This is a genomic window from Streptomyces sp. NPDC020917 (assembly GCF_044333795.1).
In the GTDB taxonomy this organism is placed as follows: Bacteria; Actinomycetota; Actinomycetes; order Streptomycetales; family Streptomycetaceae; genus Actinacidiphila.
On the sequence record NZ_JBIRRR010000028.1, the window covers coordinates 51,346 to 64,466 of the forward strand.

14 protein-coding genes are annotated in these 13,121 nt (G+C 75.1%); 8 read left to right on the forward strand and 6 right to left on the reverse strand.

What is annotated here, in order from left to right:
- From ACH4TG_RS37655 to cpt, 6 genes are all read left to right on the forward strand, one after another.
- The gene (locus tag ACH4TG_RS37655; RefSeq protein ID WP_398247233.1) at positions 1–573 is read left to right on the forward strand and encodes an isochorismatase family protein; all 573 of its coding nucleotides are present in this window, start codon (positions 1–3) and stop codon (positions 571–573) included.
- A gap of 75 nt (positions 574–648) precedes the next feature.
- A complete protein-coding gene (locus ACH4TG_RS37660; RefSeq protein ID WP_398247235.1) occupies positions 649–1,227 on the forward strand; it encodes a TetR/AcrR family transcriptional regulator in 579 nt (192 codons plus the stop codon).
- 111 nt (positions 1,228–1,338) lie between these two features.
- A complete protein-coding gene (locus tag ACH4TG_RS37665) occupies positions 1,339–1,926 on the forward strand; it encodes a DUF4865 family protein (protein WP_398247237.1) in 588 nt (195 codons plus the stop codon).
- Positions 1,923–2,369, forward strand: coding sequence for a carboxymuconolactone decarboxylase family protein (locus tag ACH4TG_RS37670; protein ID WP_398247239.1), 447 nt, complete (start codon positions 1,923–1,925; stop codon positions 2,367–2,369). The genes ACH4TG_RS37665 and ACH4TG_RS37670 overlap by 4 nt, the downstream gene beginning before the upstream one ends.
- Positions 2,366–3,355 (forward strand): phosphotriesterase, encoded by a 990-nt coding sequence (locus ACH4TG_RS37675; RefSeq protein ID WP_398247241.1) that lies wholly within the window; start codon positions 2,366–2,368, stop codon positions 3,353–3,355. Before ACH4TG_RS37670 ends, ACH4TG_RS37675 begins: the two co-directional genes overlap by 4 nt.
- Before the next feature lie 101 nt (positions 3,356–3,456).
- Positions 3,457–4,011: a chloramphenicol phosphotransferase CPT gene (cpt, locus tag ACH4TG_RS37680; protein ID WP_398247243.1), complete on the forward strand. Its 555-nt coding sequence runs from the start codon at positions 3,457–3,459 to the stop codon at positions 4,009–4,011.
- A gap of 51 nt (positions 4,012–4,062) precedes the next feature.
- Here cpt and ACH4TG_RS37685 read toward each other — a convergent pair whose 3' ends face one another.
- From ACH4TG_RS37685 to ACH4TG_RS37695, 3 genes are all read right to left on the reverse strand, one after another.
- Positions 4,063–5,316, reverse strand: a complete 1,254-nt coding sequence (locus ACH4TG_RS37685; protein ID WP_398247244.1) for an alpha/beta fold hydrolase — start codon at positions 5,314–5,316, stop codon at positions 4,063–4,065.
- 152 nt (positions 5,317–5,468) lie between these two features.
- On the reverse strand, positions 5,469–7,676 hold the full coding sequence (locus tag ACH4TG_RS37690) for a tetratricopeptide repeat protein (protein ID WP_398247337.1): 2,208 nt from the start codon (positions 7,674–7,676) through the stop codon (positions 5,469–5,471).
- 203 nt (positions 7,677–7,879) lie between these two features.
- Positions 7,880–8,746 (reverse strand): oxygenase MpaB family protein, encoded by an 867-nt coding sequence (locus ACH4TG_RS37695; protein ID WP_398247246.1) that lies wholly within the window; start codon positions 8,744–8,746, stop codon positions 7,880–7,882.
- 1,021 nt (positions 8,747–9,767) lie between these two features.
- Here ACH4TG_RS37695 and ACH4TG_RS37700 point away from each other — a divergent pair.
- Positions 9,768–10,511, forward strand: a complete 744-nt coding sequence (locus tag ACH4TG_RS37700) for an SDR family oxidoreductase (RefSeq protein WP_398247248.1) — start codon at positions 9,768–9,770, stop codon at positions 10,509–10,511.
- Between the two features lie 73 nt (positions 10,512–10,584).
- Here ACH4TG_RS37700 and crcB read toward each other — a convergent pair whose 3' ends face one another.
- From crcB to ACH4TG_RS37715, 3 genes are read right to left on the reverse strand one after another with little or no spacing between them, the layout of a single operon-like run.
- The gene (crcB, locus tag ACH4TG_RS37705; protein WP_398247250.1) at positions 10,585–10,959 is read right to left on the reverse strand and encodes a fluoride efflux transporter CrcB; all 375 of its coding nucleotides are present in this window, start codon (positions 10,957–10,959) and stop codon (positions 10,585–10,587) included.
- On the reverse strand, positions 10,956–11,318 hold the full coding sequence (locus tag ACH4TG_RS37710; protein ID WP_398247338.1) for a DUF190 domain-containing protein: 363 nt from the start codon (positions 11,316–11,318) through the stop codon (positions 10,956–10,958). The genes crcB and ACH4TG_RS37710 overlap by 4 nt, the downstream gene beginning before the upstream one ends.
- Positions 11,319–11,335: 17 nt before the next feature.
- A complete protein-coding gene (locus ACH4TG_RS37715) occupies positions 11,336–11,794 on the reverse strand; it encodes a fluoride efflux transporter FluC (protein WP_398247340.1) in 459 nt (152 codons plus the stop codon).
- 287 nt (positions 11,795–12,081) lie between these two features.
- Between ACH4TG_RS37715 and dhaK the strand changes: the two genes are divergently transcribed.
- Positions 12,082–13,074, forward strand: a complete 993-nt coding sequence (gene dhaK, locus ACH4TG_RS37720; protein ID WP_398247252.1) for a dihydroxyacetone kinase subunit DhaK — start codon at positions 12,082–12,084, stop codon at positions 13,072–13,074.
- Positions 13,075–13,121: the final 47 nt, after the last annotated feature.

The following is a 13,121-nucleotide window of genomic DNA, read 5'->3' on the forward strand; positions in this document are numbered from 1 at the left end:
ATGACCGATCATGATCACTTCAGCCGGGCCGGCGCCGGGCGCGAGTCGCCTCTCGCCCCCGGTCTGGATCCCGCCCGCACCGCCCTGGTGCTGATCGACCTGATGGAACGGATCGTGGCCTTACCGCTCGCCCCGCACCCCGGCCCCGAGGTCCTCGACACCTCGCTGGGCCTGGCCCGCGCCTTCCGCGCCGCGGGTGCCCCGGTGGTGGCGGTGCGGGTGCAGCGCCCCGGCGTACCGGAGCAGCCGGCGGGCAGCGGACTCGTCGCGGCCGTCGGGCAGGCGGCCGACGCGGTGGTGGTCAAGCACACCGTGGGCGCCTTCCACGACACCTGCCTGCACGACGAGTTGCGGCAGCGCGGGGTCACCACCCTGGTGGTGGCCGGGATCGCGACGAACATGGGCGTGGAGTCCACCGCCCGCGCCGCCGCCGATCTCGACTACCGGCTGGTCTTCGCCGAGGACGCCATGTCCGCGCTGACCGCGGCCGAGCACGACGCCTCCGTGCGCCTGGACTTCCCCCGCTTCGGCACCGTGGTGCGGTCGGCCGACGTGTACTTCGCCGGGACCTGACCGCACCCGGTCGGGTCCGGGGCGGCGGGGGACGATCCCGCCGCCCCTTCTTCCGCGCCTTCTGTACCTACTAGTATGTACACTGCTGCCATGGACACCGCGGAACGCCTGATCACCAGCACGCAGGAACTCCTCTGGGAGCGCGGCTACGTCGGCACGAGCCCCAAGGCCATCCAGGAGCGGGCGGGCGCGGGCCAGGGCAGCATGTACCACCACTTCCGGGGCAAGCCGGATCTGGCGGTCGCCGCGATGCGGCGCAGCGCGGCGGAACTGCGGGCCCAGGCCGACGCCGTACTCGCCGAGGGGGACTCGCCCGTGGCCCGGATCGGCGGCTACCTGGAACGCGAACGCGACCCGCTGCGCGGCTGCCGGGTCGGCCGGATGGCCATGGACCCGGACGTGATCGGGAGCGAGGAGCTGCTCGGGCCGGTCGACGAGACCTTCGCATGGCTGCGCGAGCGCCTCGCCGGGATCATCGCCGAGGGCGTCGCCGCCGGCGAACTGGCCCCGGAACTCGACCCGTCCGACACCGCCGCCACGGTGGCCGCCGTGGTCCAGGGCGGCTACGTGCTGGCCAGGGCCGCCGGCTCGCGCGAGCCCTTCGACCGGGCCGTGCGCGGCGCCGTCGCCCTGCTCGCCGCGGCCCGCCCCTGAACCTCCCGGCGGGGCGGGGCCGTTGGCCGCCCGCGTCCCGTCGAACCGCCTGACAGCCCGCGGCAGTCGAGAGCCGCACGCAAGTCCCCGACGCCCCGAGGGAGTCCGCCCGTGCACGCCATGAACTACCGCATCACCCTGCCCGCCGACTACGACATGGGGATCATCCACCGGCGCGTGGCCGCCAAGGGCCACCTCCTCGACGCCTTCCCGGGGCTCGGTCTCAAGGCGTACCTCGTGCGCGAGCGCGGTACGGACGGCTCACCTGTGAACCAGTACGCGCCCTTCTATCTGTGGAACACCGCGCGGGGCATGAACAGCTTCCTGTGGGGCCCCGGATTCCAGGCGCTCGCAGCGGACTTCGGCCGCCCGGCCGTCGAGTACTGGACGGGGCTCGCGTTCGAGCGCGGCCCCGCGGTCGACGCCGTGCCCCGGGCGGCGTCCCGCCGGGTGCGGCCCGTCGATCCGGCGGCCGACCCCGGGGCCGTGATCGCCGAGGCGGTGACGGCGCTGGCCGACCGGGCCGCCGCGCCGGGCGTGCACTCCGCGGCACTCGCGGTCGACCCGCGGCACTGGGAACTGGTCCACTTCACGCTCTGGCAGGACGCGGCACCGGACGAGCCGGGCGCCGACCGCTACCGGGTGCTCCACCTGTCCAGGCCGGAACTGGACTCCCTCCCCGCCGGGCGGCAGTGGTGAGCCGGCCGGCGCCGGTCGACCGCGAGGCCGGCTACCGGCTGCTCGGCGAACTCGCCGGGCCGGAGACGATCGAGGGCACCCTGGCCGGTCTCGAACGCCTCGCGCCCGGCTTCCCCGACTGGATCGTCACGTGCCTGTTCGGCGGCACCTACCAGCGCGAGGGGCTGGCCCTGCGGGACCGGCAGATCGCGACGCTGGCCGCGCTCACCGCGCTGGGCGGGGTGGAGCCGCAGGTGGACGACCATGTGCGCAACAGCCTGCGGATCGGGGTCGCCCCGCGGGAGATCGTCGAGGTGATGGTGCACCTGGCGCCGTACGTCGGCGTGCCCAAGGCGCTCGCCGGACTGCGCGTGGCCGCCGCCGCCTTCGCGGACCTGGACACCGGCCCGGACACCGGTGTCGATGCCGACCTGGACACCGGCCTCCCGGAGGACCCCGCATGAGCACCACCCGTACCGCCCCCGCCGCGCCCGCCTCCCCGGCCGTCCGCACGGTCCTCGGTGACATCGCGCCCGCGGAGCTGGGGGTCTGCGACGCGCACGACCACCTGTTCTTCGCGGTGCCGATGCTGGCCGGCCAGGAACTGGACGATCCGGCGGCCGCGGAGGCCGAACTCGCTTCCTTCCGGGCCCTCGGCGGTGCCGCGCTCGCGCAGTGGACGCCGTTCGGCCTGGGCCGGATGGCCGCCTCGCTGCCCGCCGTGTCCCGCGCGGCCGGGGTGCACGTGATCGCCGCGACCGGACTGCACCAGGCCGCGCACTACGACCCCGAGGTGCTGGGGCGCCTCGACGGCCTGGGCGAACACGGTCTGGCCGCGTTCTTCACGGCCGAGCTGACCGAGGGCCTGCTCGACGGCGACGACCCCGGGGGCCCGCGCGGCACCGCCAGAGCCGGGATGATCAAGGTGGCGGGCCTGTTCCACGGCCTGGACGCGTACACCCGGCGGGTGATGGCGGCCGCGGCCGAGGCCCACCACGCGACGGGGGCGCCGATCGGCGTCCACCACGAGATGGGCACCGCCGCGGTGGACGTCCTCACCCTGCTGCACGACGCGCTGGGGGTGCCGGCGACGAGCATCGTGCTCGGCCATCTGAACCGCTTCCCGGACTCCGCCATCCACCGCGAACTCGCCGCCTCCGGTGCCTTCCTGGCCTTCGACGGCCCGTCGCGGGCCCATCACGCCACCGACTGGCGGCTGCTGGAGTGCCTGGAGGAGCTGGCCTCGGCGGGGCACGCGGGGCAGTTGCTGCTCGGCGGGGACACCACGTCCGCGCCGGGCCGTGCCGCCACCGGGGGCGGTCCCGGCGTCCCGTTCCTGCTGCGGGTGCTGCGGCCGAGGATCGCCGCGGCCCTCGGCGAGGAGACGGCGCGGGCGGTGTTCGTCGACAACCCCGCCCGCGCCTTCGCCGTGGACTGGCGCCGGCCGTAGGCGGCGCCCGCGGGGGCCGGGCCGGCGCCGCACCGCCGCCACGGGGGCGGCGGACCGGTATTCGCTGGCCCGTTCCCGCGGCTCCGCCTACCGTGGCCCCCATGCCCACCCAAGTGATCATGCTCAACGGCGGTTCCAGCTCGGGGAAGAGCACCATCGCCCGCCTCCTGCAGGACCTGCTGCCCGACGCGTGGCTGACGTTCGGCGTCGACACGCTGGTCGACGCCATGCCCGAGCGGCTGCGGGTCACCGGCGCAGAGGACTCCGACGGGGGCGGCATCGGGTTCACCGAGGACGGCGGGGTCGTCACCGGCGACGAGTTCCGGCGGCTCGACGAGGCATGGGCGCTGGGCGTGGCCGCGATGGTCCGGGCCGGGGTGCCGGTGGTGGTGGACGAGGTGTTCCTGGGCGGCCCGCACTCGCAGGCGCGGTGGCAGGGCGCGCTGGCCGGGCTCGACGTGCTCTGGGTCGCGGTCCGCTGCGACCCCGACGTGGCGGCGGCCCGCGAGGCGGCCCGCGGCGACCGCGTCACCGGGATGGCTGGCCTCCAGGCCGAACTGGTGCACCGCGGCGTCCAGTACGACATGGAGGTCGACACCAGCCGCCGCGACGCAGCCGGTTGCGCCCGGGACATCGCCGCCCGCGTCACCCGTTGACCGCGCGCCGCGGGCCGGGGGGCGTCGACGGGAACCTGGGTCGTCCCGGCGTCAGATCACCGTGTCCGGAAGGGACTTGAAGAAGAACGTGGTGGGCCGCAGCATTCCCTGCGGGTCTGCGGCGTAGTCCGGAACGGTGCCGATCGGCGTCCAGCCCTCGGCCCGGTAGAGGCGGTCGGCGGCGCTGCCGGTCTGCGTGTCGAGGATGAGCAGCCGCACCCCGTCGCCCCAGGCGGACGCCTCGGCGGTCCGCAGCAGCATCCGGCCGAGGCCCTTGCGGCGGGCGTCCCCGCGCACCAGCAGCTTGGCGATCTCCGCACGGTGGCCGGCGTTCGGCGAGTCCGGGCGGTGCACCTGGACGGCGCCGCACACCGTCGCCTCGTGGTCGTACGCCGCCCAGATCTCGACGTGCCCTGCGGCGACGGCCGGTGCGAGCGCCTCCCACCAGGCCGCGCCGGTGCGGGCGTCGAGGGGGCCGTGGAAGCCGACGGAGGCGCCCGATGCCACGGCGTCGGCCAGCAGCGTCGCGAAGCCGGCTGCCTGTGCGCGCAGTTCACCGGCGGTGACGCGGACCGGCACGAACGGCGCCGGCGGTTCGGGGTCGGCCATCGGCGGCCGGCCGAGGAACTCCCGTACGGCGGTGAGGAATTCGGCGGGCCGCTCGTCGTGGACCATGTGCCCGCCCTCGATGGTGGTCAGCCGCGCGCCGGGGATCGCCGCCGCGACCCGGGCCAGTTGGTCCTGCGGGACGTGGCTGCGCGGGCCGCCTGCCACGACCAGGGTCGGCGCGGTGATCTCGGCGAGGCCGTCGAGGTGCCGCGGCGGCGGGGCGTTGCGCTGCACGGCGACGGCGGGCACCACCCGCCAGTCGTACGGCGTCGGGCCGTCCGGCGCGGCGGGCACGGGCCGGGGCGGATCGGCCGGGAAGGGCATCGGCCCCTCTTCGAGCACCATCCGCCGCACCGCCTGCGGCCGGTCCATGGCGACCAGCGAGGCGACGATGGTGCCCAGCGAGTGCCCGACCAGCGTGACGGTGTCCAGGTGCAGCGCGTCCAGCAGCGCCAGCACGTCGTCCCGCATCGACTCGAACGCGTAGGCGCCCGGGTGGCCGCTCTCGCCGTGCCCCCGCAGGTCCACCGCGAGCGTGCGCCATCCGTCGGCGGCCAGCGCGGCGGCGACCGCCCGCCACGAACTCCGGTCCTCCCCCAGCGCGTGCAGCAGCATCACCGGCGGACCGTCCTGCGGGCCACCGGCCTCGCAGGCCAGGAGCACGCCGTTCACCTCGTACGTGGAGACCTCACCCATGCGCCGAGCCTAACCGCGCAGGCCACGGCGCATGCGGAGGTTCGCCCAGGGCCCAACCGCGGCCCGTCGCGCCCCTCACGGCCCCGCGTTCTCCGCCCGGTGCACCGAGGCCCTGGCCCCGCACGCGGAGAGGGCCACGCGATCGGAGCCGGTCAGAGCTGCTCGGGGCCGTCGGCGGCCAGGGCGGCGATCCGGCCGCGCAGCGCCCGCGCCTCCTCGGTGCGGCCGAGGTGTTCCAGGCAGTGCGCCTCGTCGGTGCGGCTGACCAGCGTGTCGGGGTGGGCGGGGCCCAGCAGGCGCTCCCGGGCGTCGGCCACCTCCCGGTAGACGGTGAGCGCCCCGGACCAGCGCCCGAGCCAGCCCATGGCCACCGCGGTCTCCCGCTTGCCGGCGAGCGTGTCCGGGTCGGCCGGGCCGAGCACCCGCTCCCGGATGGCGGCGACCTCGCGGGCCTCGGCCAGCGCACGGTCCCACTGGCCGACCAGTCCCAGGCTCACCCCCAGCGCGTGCCGGGCGCGGAGGGTCTCCGGGTCGGCGGAGCCGGCCGTGCGGGTGCGGGCGGCGACCAGGTCCTCGAAGAGCACGAGCGCCTCGTCGCTGCGGCCGAGCCGGCCGAGGCAGATCCCGGCCTCGTAGCGGGCGGCCAGCGTGTCGGGGTGGTCGCCGCCCAGCACGCGGGCCCGTATCTCGCCGACCTCGCGGTAGGTGTCCAGGGCGTCGCCCCAGCGGCCGAGCCGGCCGAGCGCGTAGCCGACCTCGACCCGGGTGAGCAGGGTGTCGGGGTGGTCGCCGCCCAGCACACCCGTGCGGGTGACGGCCACCGCGGCGGCCGTGGAGTACGCCTCGTCGGCCCGGCCCAACTGGCCGAGGTTCACCGCCAGGTTGTGCTTGCACTGCAGGGTGTCGGGGTCGTCCGCCCCCGCGGTGCGCTCGCGCGCGGCGAGCACCGCCGCGTACTCCCGGTGGGCCTCCATGTGCCGGTCCAGGCGGCCGAGTTCGAAAGCCGCCTGGTGCCGGGCGGCCAGCGTGTCGGGGTGGTCGGGGCCGAGCACCCGGCCGCGGACCTCGGCTATCCACCGGTACAGGCGCAGGGCCTCCTCGGTGCGCCCGAGGCGGGTCAGGCAGTAGGCGGCCTCGTGGCGGCCGGCCAGCGCCGCCGGGTGCTCCGCGCCCTGGACGCGGTCGCGTTCCGCGCACACCGCGATGTGCAGGTCGTACGCCTGCTGCCAGTTGCCGACCCGGCCCAGGTCCGCGGCCTCGGCCTCGCGGGCGGCGAGCGCGTCGAGCACCTCGGGGCCGGCCGCGGCGGCCATCGTGCGGGTGGACCAGGCGCCGGTGAGTTCGTGATGCGGCACGGCCGACGGCCGCTGCACGCGGGTGGACCTGGCGAGCGAACCGGTGCGCAGGTTGCGCGCCCAGTCCGGCAGTTTGGCCGCCCGGCGCCCGGCGGCGGCCGCGGCCACCCCGGCGGCGCGCATCGCCTTGAGCCGCCCGCCGACGTCCGCGGCGTCCTGGGGCCGCGCCTCGGGGTCCTTGGCGAGCAGGTCCAGGATGAGGCGTTCGAGGTCGGCGGGGAGTTCGGGCCGCTTCACGCGCGGCGGCTCGGGCAGGGTGTCGCGGTGCCCGACCAGGATCGACCACGGGTCGCCGAGGTCGAACGGCGGTGCGCCGGTGGCGAGTTCGTAGAGCACGCAGCCCAGCGAGTACAGGTCGCTGCGGTGGTCGACCTCGGAGGCGTCGATCTGCTCGGGCGACATGTAGTGCGGCGTGCCCATCGCCATGTTGGTGCCGGTGAGGCGGGAGGTGAAGCCGATGTCGTGCCCGAGCCGGGCGATGCCGAAGTCGCAGATCTTCACCGCGCCGTCGGTGAGCCGGATGATGTTGGCCGGTTTCAGGTCCCGGTGGACGATGCCCTGTTCGTGGGTGTACGCGAGCGCGGCCGAGACCTGCTCGGCGATGTCGGTGATGTCCGGGACGGGCAGCGGGTGGCGCTGCGCGTCGTCGAGGACCTGCAGCAGGTTGCGGCCGTCGAGCAGTTCCATCACCAGGTACAGCACGCCGTCGTGCTCGCCGAAGTCGTGGACGACGGTGATGCCGCGGTGCTGCAGCGACGCGGCCACCCGGGCCTCGCGGCGGAACCGCTCCTGCAGGATGCGGGTGAAGCCGGCGTCGCCGGTGTGCCCGGCCGTGGGCTTCAGGCACTTCACGGCCACCCGCCGGCCCAGGGACTCGTCGAGGGCGCGCCAGACCTCGCCCATGCCGCCGCGGCCGATGAGTTCGTGCAGCCGGTAGCGGTTCTGTACGAGGGCGCCGTTGCCTGAGGTGCCGCCGCCGGTGCCGTTGCCGGACGACGCGGACATGCCGGCGCCCGGACCGGCGTTCACGGCCTCCGCCTTCGCGTCCGGTTCCCCGGGACGTCCGGCCTGTGCTGAGTGTGGATGTTGACGTTGATGGTCTGGATGCCCTGCCTGTCCCGCCGCCATTGCGCGCCGCCGCCCCCGGTACGTTTCGGTGCTTCCCCGGGTCCAGTATGGCCGCGAGCGCCCGAAGGGGGGACAGCGGATCAGGGCACAACGGTCGCGGAGGCGGGCAGACGGCGCGCGGAGGGGTGCGTGCCGGGCCCCAGGCGCCCGACGGCCTTGAGGATGTGGCCGGGCGGCAACTGCCAGCGCAGCGTCGCCGGTATGGTTCGCAGCAGCCGCCCGCCGGCCCGCAGCCGCCGGTCGACCGACGCCTCCGAGGGCGGCGTACGGCCGTACAGCTCGTGGGCGAACGGCGGCAGGGCGGCGAACGCCGTGCCCGCGACGGACTGCCACAGCGCCAGGCGGGCGGGCAGCAGCAGCCGCGGTACCGGTGGGGACTTGAGGAAGCGGACCACCTCGAACGCCTCGGGCGTGGCGGCCAGGTCCGGCCGGACCTTCTCGAAGTAGCGGGCGAGTTCCGTGCTGTCGGCGGGCACGTCCGCCGGGTCCAGGCCGACCAGCCGGGCGGCCTCGCGCTGCTCGTCGACGTAGGCGTCGGCGTGCGCGTCAGTGAGGGGGAAGCCGGAGCGGCGGGCGACGTGCAGGTACGAGTCGATCTCGGCGCAGTGCACCCACAGCAGCAGGTCGGGGTCGTCCACCCCGTACCGCTCCCCGGTGTCCGGGTCGACGGCGGACAGCCGGCGGTGGATGCCGCGGATCCGGGCGCCGGCGCGTTCGGCCGCGAGCGTGGTGCCGTAGGTGATCTCGCCGACGAAGGAGGCGGTGCGCAGCAGGCGCCCCCAGGCGTCCTTGCGGAAGTCGGAGTTCTGCGTGACGCCGCGGACCGCGCGCGGGTGCAGGGCCTGCAGGTACAGGGCGCGCACGCCGGCGATCCACATGACGGGGTCGCCGTGCATCTGCCATGTCACCGAGTCGGGCCCGAAGAGCCCGGGGTCCGCGTCACGCATCCCTGCCTCCCTCGGTGCCTACCGTAGTCTCCGGCCCTCCCCTCGCGGAGCCCCATCCCAGCCACCCGCCATCCGGCGCGGCCCCCCGCCCACCGGCCCGCCGGTCCGGCCACGAACCGGGACGCCCCCGGAGCGCCGCCGCCGGCATCCGCCTCACCGCGGGGCACGCCCTGCCCCCGAAGGTCCCTTGCCGGGTGCCCGGCACGTTGTGGCTGGTCGCGCAGTTCCCCGCGCCCCTTCGGAACTCGGGCTGCCCCCGGGGGCGCGTTGCCGTCGACCGGCCCACCCGCCTGGGCGCGGAGTTCCCCGCACTCCTGGAGCATCGCCCCTCCGGGGCGGGAATCCGGGCTGCCCCCCGGGGTGCGTTGCCGGGTGCTCGGTGCGTGGGTGGCTGGGCGCGGAGTTCCCCGCGCCCCTCGGCAACCGGGGTGCCCCCGGGGGTACCTCGCCGTCTGCGACGCGCGTGCATGGCTGAGCGCGCAGTTCCCCGCGCCCCCATGGGTGACCCTAGGCCCATTCCTCCCGCAGACGGGGCCGGCCCGGGAGGGGACGGTGCGGGAGTGTCCCCGCAGGAACTGTGCATCCACCCGGCCCACTTCACGGAAAAAGGTGCACGCACAGTTCCGAGGAGACACTCCCGTGGCGGCCCCGACCCCACCCACCGAAGGTGCACCGCCAGGGGCGCGAGGTCCCCCAGCGCTTCGCCTGGGAGGTACCCCCAGCGCGACAAGCCACAACGAGACCAGCAGACGGCCACGCGCAGCGAGAGGCAGCCCGGACCCCGCAGGGGCGCGGGGAACTGCGCGACAAACCACGACGAGGCGGCACACGGCGATGGCGCCCAAGGGGCAGAACGCACCCCGGACCCGGCGGATCGAAAGGCGCACCCGGACGGTGGCCACGTACCGCGCCGCGCAGGCAGGGAGTGTGCGAAGGTGACAAGTGGCCGCACCGTCACGGCCAGGAGAACTGGTGGCGACGCCGAGCGTCGCCCAAAAGCCCGGCGAGAGGATGCTGAGCGATGCGCATCGCGGTAGCAGGCGGGACGGGCACAGCCGGACACCCCCTGGCCGAAGCACTGACCCGCCGCTCCCACGAACCAGTGATCATCGCCCGCTCCCGCGGCATCGACCTGCTGACCGGCCGCGGCCTGGACGCCGCGCTGGAGGGCGTCGACGCGGTGATCGACGTGTCGAACATCGAGACCCTGAGCCGCAGGAAGGCCGAGTCCTTCTTCGCGACCGCCGGCCAGAACCTGCTCGCCGCAGGCGAGAGGGCGGGCGTCCGCCACCACGTGCTGCTGTCCATCGTCGGCATCGACAAGGTCGCCATGGGCTACTACAGGGCCAAGCTGCTCCAGGAGAAGGTCGTGCGCACCGGCCCGCTGCCGTGGACGATCGTCCGCGCCACGCAGTTCCACGAGCTGCCGCAGCAACTGCTGAAACGGACCCCCGGCCCGCTCGTGCTGGTGCCGCCGATGGCGACGGAGCCGATCGCGGTGCGGGAGGTCGCCGAGGCTCTGGTGCAGGTGGCCGAGGGCCCGCCCCAGGGCATGGCCCCGCAGCTCGCCGGACCCCGGGTGGAGGACATGGCGGACCTGATGCGCCGGCTGCTGCGGGCCCGCGGCAGCCGCCGCCTCGTGCTGTCACCGCGGCTGCCGGGTGCGGTCTTCTCCGCGATGGCCAACGGCGGGCTGCTGCCCACCGAGACCGGCGCCCGCGGCACCCAGACCTGGGACGAGTGGCTCGACGAGGCCCCCCGCTGACCACCCCGCCGAGGCGCCGGCACGGACCACGTGCCCGGCCGACCGCCGCCCGCGGCGGCCCTGGGCCCGCCCGTCAGCCCCAGATCGCCTGCGCGATCGCGTCGCCGGTGAAGGCGGCCCCGAGCCCCGCGGCCACGCTCCCGATCACGTTGGCCGCCGCGTAGAACCCGGCTCCGTCCTCGGCGAGCCGCAGCGTCTCGTAGGAGAACGTCGAGTACGTGGTCAGCGCCCCGCACAGCCCCGTCCCGATGAGCAGCTGCACGTGCGGGGACGCGGCGCCCGCGCTCGCCGCGCCGAGCAGCAGGCCCAGGATCGCGCTGCCCACCACGTTGACGGCGAAGGTGCCCCAAGGAAAGACGCTGTCGTGCCGGCCCTGGACGGTGCGGTCGGTGAGGTAGCGCAGAGGGGCGCCGACCATGGCTCCGGCGATCACCAGCAGCCAGTTCACCGCTGCCCCTCCCCGTCCTGCCCGCCGGCGGCAGCGCCGCCGGATCCGCCGCGCCCGGTGTAGCGGATCACCTCGCAGGGGTCGAGGACGACCAGGCCCTCGGTGACCAGCTCGTCCAGCTCCGGCAGGAACGCGCGGATCCGGTCCTCGGTGTCGATCACCACGACGGCGACCGGCAGGTCCTCGCTGAGCGACAGCAGCCGGCTGGTGTGGATCCGCGACGACGCGCCGAAGCCCTCGACGCCGTGGAAGACCGAGGCGCCGGCCAGTCCGGCCCGGTGGGCGCGGTGCACGATCTCGGTGAACAGCGGCTTGTGGTGCCAGGTGTCGCTCTCGCCGATCAGGACGGTCAGGCGCATTGCGGGGCCGGTGAGTCTCACTTCTGCCTCCAGGCGACGACGCGGCGGGTCGCGGTCGCCGCGGCCCACACCGAGCCCAGTGCGGCGACCACGGTGAGGGCGAGGTAGGCCAGCGCGGTCCGCGGGTGCCCGCCGTCGGCCAGCCGCTGCACGTCGGTGGCGTACGTGGAAAAGGTGGTGAACCCGCCGAGGACGCCGGTGCCGAAGAACGGCCGCACCAGGCGGTGCGCGGCCCACACGTCGGTGATGACCACCATGAACACGCCGATGACCGCGCAGCCGACGGCGTTGACCACCAGGGTGGTCCAGGGGAAGGTGCCGGCCGCCGTGTGCCAGGCGAGCGCCGCGCCGTACCGGGCGCAGGCGCCGATCGCGCCGCCGGCCGCGACCACGGCGACCACCGGGCCCTGGCCGGGGCGGCGCAGGCGGCGCTGGGCGGGCAGCGAGGACTTCGGGTGCAGGGGGTCGTCGACCATCGGGGTCGGTGAGTCGGCCACGGGCTCTCCTACTCGCAGGACAGGGCATGCCGAAGCGTGCCTCTCGCAAGCAGGGACCGTTGGCGGCCGGAATGCCGCGGTTCGGGTACGGCGGGCCCCACCGCCGCGCGGCGCGCCGCAGGGCGCCCGCACCGCCGATCTTACCCGGTCGGCCGCGTCCCACGGCCGCGCTGCGCCCGGCGTCCGTGACGGGTGTCACTCGCCGACCGATACTGGAAGATGTGCAGGTCTCCGTGCGGCACCCGTCCCACCAGGAGGTACTTCTCATGAAGATGCTGATCAACGTCCCCGAGACCGTGGTACCCGACGCCCTGCGCGGGTTCGCCGCGGCCCATCCGGATCTCACCGTGGACGTCGAGCACCGGCTGATCGTCCGCAAGGGAGCGCCCTACGAGGGCAAGGTCGGTCTGGTGTCGGGCGGCGGGTCGGGGCACGAGCCGCTGCACGGCGGATTCGTCGGGCGGGGGATGCTGGACGCGGCGTGTCCCGGCGAGGTCTTCACCTCCCCGGTGCCCGACCAGATGGCCCGTGCGGCCGCCGCGGTGGACAGCGGGGCGGGCGTGCTGTTCATCGTGAAGAACTACACCGGTGACGTGCTGAACTTCGACATGGCCGCCGAGCTCGCCGAGGACGAGGGCGTCCAGATCGCCAAGGTGCTGGTCAACGATGACGTGGCGGTGACCGACAGCCTCTACACCGCGGGCCGCCGCGGCACCGGCGCCACGCTCTACGTGGAGAAGATCGCCGGCGCCGCCGCCGAGGAGGGCGCACCCCTGGACCGGGTCGCCGCGCTCGCCCGCCAGGTCAACGAGTCGTCCCGCAGCTTCGGCGTCGCGCTGACCGCGTGCAGCACCCCCGCCAAGGGCGGCCCGACCTTCGATCTGCCGGAGGGCGAGCTGGAGTTGGGCGTGGGCATCCACGGCGAGCCGGGGCGTGAGCGGCGCGCGATGATGACGTCCGGCGAGATCGCCGACTTCTCGGTCGACGCGATCCTGGAGGACCTGCGCCCGGACGCGCCGGTGCTGGCGCTGGTCAACGGCATGGGGGCGACCCCGCTGCTGGAGCTGTACGGCTTCGCCGCCGAGGTGCACCGCGTGCTGGCCGAGCGCAAGGTGTCGGTGGCCCGTACGCTCGTCGGCAACTACGTCACGTCGCTGGACATGGCGGGCTGCTCGGTGACGCTCTGCCAGGTCGACGAGGAGCTGCTGCGGCTGTACGACGCGCCGGTGGCGACGCCGGGCCTGCGCTGGGGCGCCTGAGCTCCGCGCCGGTCCGCACCGCACCACCGCGCACCACCCCGTTCCAC

What these genes read in the sequence shown, in the direction of transcription:
- ACH4TG_RS37655 (WP_398247233.1), top strand. Translation starts at nt 1, where the DNA reads ATGACCGATCATGATCACTTCAGCCGGGCCGGCGCCGGGCGCGAGTCG.
- ACH4TG_RS37660 (WP_398247235.1), top strand. Translation starts at nt 649, where the DNA reads ATGTACACTGCTGCCATGGACACCGCGGAACGCCTGATCACCAGCACG.
- ACH4TG_RS37675 (WP_398247241.1), top strand. Translation starts at nt 2,366, where the DNA reads ATGAGCACCACCCGTACCGCCCCCGCCGCGCCCGCCTCCCCGGCCGTC.
- cpt (WP_398247243.1), top strand. Translation starts at nt 3,457, where the DNA reads ATGCCCACCCAAGTGATCATGCTCAACGGCGGTTCCAGCTCGGGGAAG.
- ACH4TG_RS37685 (WP_398247244.1), bottom strand. Translation starts at nt 5,316, where the DNA reads ATGGGTGAGGTCTCCACGTACGAGGTGAACGGCGTGCTCCTGGCCTGC.
- ACH4TG_RS37690 (WP_398247337.1), bottom strand. Translation starts at nt 7,676, where the DNA reads ATGTCCGCGTCGTCCGGCAACGGCACCGGCGGCGGCACCTCAGGCAAC.
- ACH4TG_RS37695 (WP_398247246.1), bottom strand. Translation starts at nt 8,746, where the DNA reads ATGCGTGACGCGGACCCCGGGCTCTTCGGGCCCGACTCGGTGACATGG.
- ACH4TG_RS37700 (WP_398247248.1), top strand. Translation starts at nt 9,768, where the DNA reads ATGCGCATCGCGGTAGCAGGCGGGACGGGCACAGCCGGACACCCCCTG.
- ACH4TG_RS37710 (WP_398247338.1), bottom strand. Translation starts at nt 11,318, where the DNA reads ATGCGCCTGACCGTCCTGATCGGCGAGAGCGACACCTGGCACCACAAG.
- ACH4TG_RS37715 (WP_398247340.1), bottom strand. Translation starts at nt 11,794, where the DNA reads ATGGTCGACGACCCCCTGCACCCGAAGTCCTCGCTGCCCGCCCAGCGC.
- dhaK (WP_398247252.1), top strand. Translation starts at nt 12,082, where the DNA reads ATGAAGATGCTGATCAACGTCCCCGAGACCGTGGTACCCGACGCCCTG.